The organism is Occallatibacter sp., from assembly GCF_049802275.1.
Lineage (GTDB): Bacteria > Acidobacteriota > Terriglobia > Terriglobales > Acidobacteriaceae > Telmatobacter.
Map to the genome: position 1 here is coordinate 1 of NZ_JBARMD010000485.1, position 5,674 is coordinate 5,674.

3 protein-coding genes are annotated in these 5,674 nt (G+C 58.2%); 1 reads left to right on the forward strand and 2 read right to left on the reverse strand.

Features of this window, described 5'->3' with window-relative positions; genetic code table 11:
* On the forward strand, window positions 1-1,947 hold a 1,947-nt coding region (locus WA354_RS17010), incomplete at its 5' end, for an ABC transporter substrate-binding protein (RefSeq protein ID WP_472814217.1).
* Between the two features lie 87 nt (window positions 1,948-2,034).
* Here the strand turns inward: WA354_RS17010 and WA354_RS17015 are convergent.
* Together WA354_RS17015 and WA354_RS17020 are read right to left on the reverse strand one after the other, a co-directional pair.
* On the reverse strand, window positions 2,035-3,813 hold the full coding sequence (locus tag WA354_RS17015) for a hypothetical protein (RefSeq protein ID WP_472814218.1): 1,779 nt from the start codon (window positions 3,811-3,813) through the stop codon (window positions 2,035-2,037).
* 380 nt (window positions 3,814-4,193) lie between these two features.
* Window positions 4,194-5,674 (reverse strand): type 1 glutamine amidotransferase family protein (locus WA354_RS17020; protein ID WP_472814219.1); only part of this gene is annotated, 1,481 nt, incomplete at its 5' end.

Sequence of the window (5,674 nt, forward strand, 5' to 3'; positions counted from 1 at the left end):
TTGGCCGCCGGCACAACGGCGGGTTTGTCGGGACAGGAAGCAGCACCGAGCAAGAGCACATGCGAGTGCGGGGCGCATCCTCCAGGTCCGCCGAAAGACCGGGTGGTGGAGCCCTATGCGGGCGAGCCGGTGGATCTAAGCCCGTACGAGAAATTTGCCAAGCCTTACGACCTGAATTACGTCCACCCGAATATCTATATGGGTGCGGGTCGAGACATTCCCGAGCCTAAGAATCTGACAGAAGTGCGCATCGGTTTCTTTGGGCCGATCGAGCACAGTCCGGAGCAGGTGTTCGGACTGAGGATGCTGCATGGCGCGCAATTGGCAGTCGAAGAGGCCAATGCGCGGGGCGGCTACGGCGGCAAGCCATTCAAGCTGATGCTGCATAACGACTATGACAACTGGCAGGCGAAGGCAGTGTATGGAGACGACCGCGCGACCGATCCGACGATCTGGGGGTCTGCGTCGAACGAAATCGTGAAAATGGTTTACGACGATCAGGACTGGGCGATGTTTGGCTCTATCAGTTCCGAGTCGACTCACATCGCACTGCGGGTGGCGCTGAAGGCGGAGATTCCCATCGTCAACTCAGCCTCGACGGACCCTACGATTCCGGAGACTTACGTTCCCTGGTACTTTACCGATCTCCAGGATGACCGTGTGCAGGGATTGACGTTGGCGCGGCGTATCTTTACGGAGCTGGGATTGAAGCGGATCGCGCTGCTGCGCGTGAACAGCCGCTATGGGCGGTTTGGGGTGATCAAGTTTCGTGACGCATCGCGGCGACTCGGGCATCCAGTGGTGATCGAGCAGAAGTTTCTGCCCGGAGACACGGATTTTACGCGAGAGCTGAAGATCATTCAGTCGTCACGCGCGGATGCGATTGTGCTCTGGGCGGATGAGATTCCGACGGCGAACATTCTGAAGCAGATGAAGGCGCTGGGAATGAGACAGCGCGTGTTTGGTTCTTACCGCACGCTGGGACCGGAGATGCTGGCTCAGGCAGGGGGTGCCGCGGAGGGATTTGAAGCGGTATTCCCTTACGACCCGACCCGCAAGGATCCCGCGTGGCTGAATTTCAATGCGCGTTATGAGGTGCGGTTTCAGGAAGAGCCGGAACAGTTTGCTTCACTCGCATATGACGCTATGAACGAATTGCTCGATTCGATCTGCAAGGCTGGGCTGAATCGGGCGCGCATTCACGACGCGCTTGCTGACATCGCAGAGTATGACGGCGTGACCGGGCACATGATCTTTGATCCAAATCAAAAGAACGTTGCACACATGTTTCTGGGTACAGTGCACGACGGGGCAGTTTCGTATCGAGTGGCAACTATGGAAAAGGCGAGTGCGCAAACGCCGCAGAAATCTGCCAATGACACGAAGCCCGCTGCGCTGCAGGTTCCCTATGCTCGGGTCGGCGAAGAGGGCGTGGAATATGTGGGGCCTCACCAGGGGGATGTGCCCGCGGGTCCGGTGAAGGTGGTGCTGTTCGGACCTCATGCTGACGCAGTGGCCCAATCGGCTGATATGCGGGCGGCACTTCGAGGGAGAATTGGGCAGAGTGCGCAATGGGCATTGCTGCCTGTTGCCAGCGATCAAAGCTGGGGCGCCGCTTCGACGCAGTTGGTTCATGCGTTGATGGACGAGCATGCGTTGGCGATCATTGCGCTGGATCGCAACGCCGCCCACCTGGCAGAGCAATTGGCTCTGAAGGCGTTTGTGCCCGTCGTCGCGCTGAGCAACGACAAGGCGCTCACTTCGACGAACGTGCCATGGATTTTCAGGCTGCCAGCCACGACGACGCCTGCTGCCGCGCTGCGCTTGATTGAGATGGCTACCGAAAAGAGCGGCGCGAATCCGGAAAAGCTTCGGGATGCACTGGCCTCGGGGCAATCCATCGAAGGCATTGCATTTCTTTCGACGGGCGAGCCGAAGGTCCAATAGAAACGCAGTCGCACTCACGATTGGTCGAGAAAAAAGAAGGGCAGTCCAAATTGGACTGCCCTTCTCTCTTTGCGCGGAGTTCGAGGTTTATGGGAGGTAGTAACGGAACGAGGTCCAGAACATGTTGTCGGTACCCTTGGCTCCGCCGCCCGGGTTCGCAGTGCCGCCCGCGCCAGACCAGAGATTCCTTTGGAACCATGCATACTGGAGACCATAGCGCAGCCGGCCCTTGGGGCCGCTGTACATGTTGTACCAGTAGCCCGCTGTGAACTCCTGGACATCCTTGTTGTTTGCGCCGCAGTTTGAGGGCGCTGCTGGATTGAATGAGCCGGTCGATTTCACTTCTACGTTGCAACCGGTCATATTTGTTGTGTAGGTTCCGTAACCGACGTGGGTGCCGGCTGGAGTGATCGCGTAATCGCGTCCGATGTAGTCACCGCCATAGTTCAGATAGACCATCAGACGTGGATTGGGATTTAGTTCAACCGTGCTGAGGGCTGAGAAGCCGTGCAAGGGAGAGATGTCCGCGTTTGGACGGAGCGTGACGTCAGCGATGGTCGAGGAGCCATAACGACCCACGCCATCACCATAAAGGCCCTTGAGTCCAACGGTGACTTTTTTGTGAGCCAAGCTACCACGCATGCTGCCGCCAATGCCGCCGCCCCAGACTGAGTAGTTATATGGTGTGCCGGTGGTAGGATAGATGCGATCGCGGAAGCTGCGGGCGATTCCGAAGAGTTCCCAGTGGCCCCAGCCGGGGTCGACCGCGATCTTAGCCACGAAATCAGGCGTCATGTTAAACGAGTAGTTCGCGTTGAGGTTATACAAACCACCACCAACACCCGGAGAACCAATGAGCAGATTTGTGGGAAGGTTTTGGCCTGCCGGGTTCAAGGTTTCGGCGTTTTCAAGTGATGCACCAGCGAAGAACTTCTTGCTGAGATCTTTGCTCACCCGGAAGCTGTACTGGCGAGCCCACACAAAGCCGGCAGTATATTGCGCGTCAACAGTCGCGGGCAGGATTTCACTGCCGCGGGTCAGACCCTGGGTAGTTTCAGTTGCGAGGGACCAACCCTGGCCACCGGAGAAATCCCAGCCGTCATGCAGTTTTGCATCGGCCCACAACTGACGCTGGCGGAGCGTGTAGCTGTTGGACTGGTTGTTGTTCGAAGTTACGCCTGCACTTAGGAAGTCCATTTCGTAGTAGCCAGTCATGGTCACGTTGTCCAGCTTACCAATCGCCTTTATAGCTAGGCGCGACTGACGGCCGGAGCCGAAAAACTCGCTCAAACCCGCGGCCTCGGCGTGATCCAAGGGTATGCCTGTGAAAGGAGTGTTGATATCGCCACCGGTGGCACCGCTGCGCCACACGGTTTCCGCCGCCAGGAAGCTGCCGGCAGGCGAGATGGTGATGCCCTTGTAATGCAAGACGTCAGGGCTTGCGATCGATTTCTTGATCGAGGTCGCCTCATCTGTGAGCGAAGAGACAACGGTGGCATTAACCGTCTTCATGTCGGTAACTGTGCTCTGGAGCGTTGAAACTGCCGCTGCGTTCTCAGTCAGCGCACTCTGCTGAGCAGTCGCATCTGCCTGGGCCTTCTGGGCTGCGGCCTGCGCATCGTTGGCGGTTTGCTGCGCTTGTTTCAGTTGCGCATCCTTGGCTGCCAGATCGGACTTCAGGGTATCGATCTGGCCCTGGAATTCCTGGCGAAGGGCGTTGATCTGGTCTTCGACAGTGGGTTTGGGTGGCTTTTTAGCTACTTGTTTCTTCTTCGGCGGTGGAGGGGGGGCACCAGCGTAAGCGTAGGAACCAACGAGACTGGCTGCCAGAAGTGCGGCGGCAACCATTTTCATTTGGGATTTCATTGGGCGTCTTTTTCCTCTCAGATCAGGTTGAATCGTTCGGGCGCCTTCGTATCTCGGGCGCCCTTTTGGTGGCACACTGCTGAAGCACTGAAGATGAAGCCGTGGTGAGAAGCGCAGGCGAGGAGGTCGCGTGTAATTAGCAGGAAAAACAAAGACGTGACTTGTCCTTTGTGCGTTCTGTATTTCACACTCGCAGAAATTTATGAATATTTGACTAATTCACATACTTTTAACAAGTTATAAGCAGGCGTACCGCATTGTTACAAAATCGTGAATTCACGATTTGTTCATATGGGAGTGAATGTATGAATGGGTTATGGCGCGCGCGACGATTATGAGAATCGTCGCGACGGGATTGAGGGTTTGTTGTTGGTTGTGGCTTAGTGGGTAGTTGTCGGTTCCCTGCCGGCACTAACAAGGTTGGCCAGGATGCGGTAAGCCCCGGGCACTAACTCGGGTAGCTGGCGATAGAGAGCGTAGGCAACATATATATAGGTTCCCTTGCCCGGATGGGTGACGATCAAGCCACCGCGCTGAGGATCCTGACCTGGGTCGGCGGTCTCAGTGAGCGCGGTGTAGCCGGGATCAAACGATTCTAGGAAGGAGTGGCCGCGCTCCTCTACCCACCCTTCAAAGTCGGCGGTGGTGATCTTGTTGGGGAAATTCAGGAGGGGGTTGGAAGGATCGAGCAGCTTGACCGCGGACTGTTCATCGACCACGCGCTCGGGGAGACGGCCGCCCATCGAGAGAGGCAGCGGAGCGGGGAATGTACTGCTCTGATACTGGACGATGAGCGTTCCGCCGTTGCGGACGAAGTCGTCCAGGCGGGGTTGGACCTTGGCGAGTTCGGGGCGAACGGAATAGGCGCGGATTCCAATGACGATGACGTTGCAAACACTGAGATCTCCGGACACAAGATCTGCAGTGGAGAGAAGCTGCGGGCTGATGCCCATGCCTTCCAATGCGTCGGGGACAAGATCGCCGGAACCCATGACGTAGCCGATGCGGAGGCCGGGGGCAAGCTTGACATCGATTTTGCGAGTCTGAAGTTGGGCGGGGGCGAATTGGTTATAGGGTCGCAGGCCGGGGTAGCCTACGCTGTGCCAGCCGGAATCGTAAGAGCGGCCGGCAGACTCCGCGATGGCCTTGATGGAGTAGGCTCCGGTTTGAGTAGCGGCAGGCGTGACAGAAAACATGATGGGATCGGTGTCGCCCGCGTTTTTGCGATGGAACTGTGCCTGTGCGGGATTTGATTGCCAGCCATCCGGGAGTTTGAGTGTGACGGTTCCATCTGCTGCCCCTTGAGTGTGGACGGTGACGCGGACGGGAAGAGCGCTGCCGTCGAGCGGGATGATGCGAGCCTGCGGGTTGACGCTGACGCCGACGGCGGGCGTTACGACGAGGGGTTCGTAGAAACCGCCGGGGCCAGTGACGCGCTGGAGGGTTTGCACGACCTCTCCGATGCGAATGGGGAGGCCGTCGAAGGTGAACTCAGCCCAGGCATCGAGCGGGTACGGCGCGAAGGAACGCTCGCGCCACTGCGGATTTGAGATGTCGTAATAAGGCTGCTCGATGTTGGGACGGGTGAAGAAGGGCGCTGTGGGAGCGGCGTTATCGGCGGCGTGAACGGTAAACACAGGATCGGCGACCGGCGCGGTTGGATTGATAGCGCTGCCTGTGATCGTGCTCTTCCAGTCTTCGCCGGTGCGGCTCTGGAGCCAGACTTTTTCGAGGCGCGTGGCGTTGGTGGCCTGGGAAGCGTGGACATGGACGCGGAATTCTTCGCCGGGGGAGACGCTGGTGGGAGCTTCGTCGGCGGAGGCACCGCGAAAGCCGGCGGTTTGGGCGTGGGCTTCGTTGG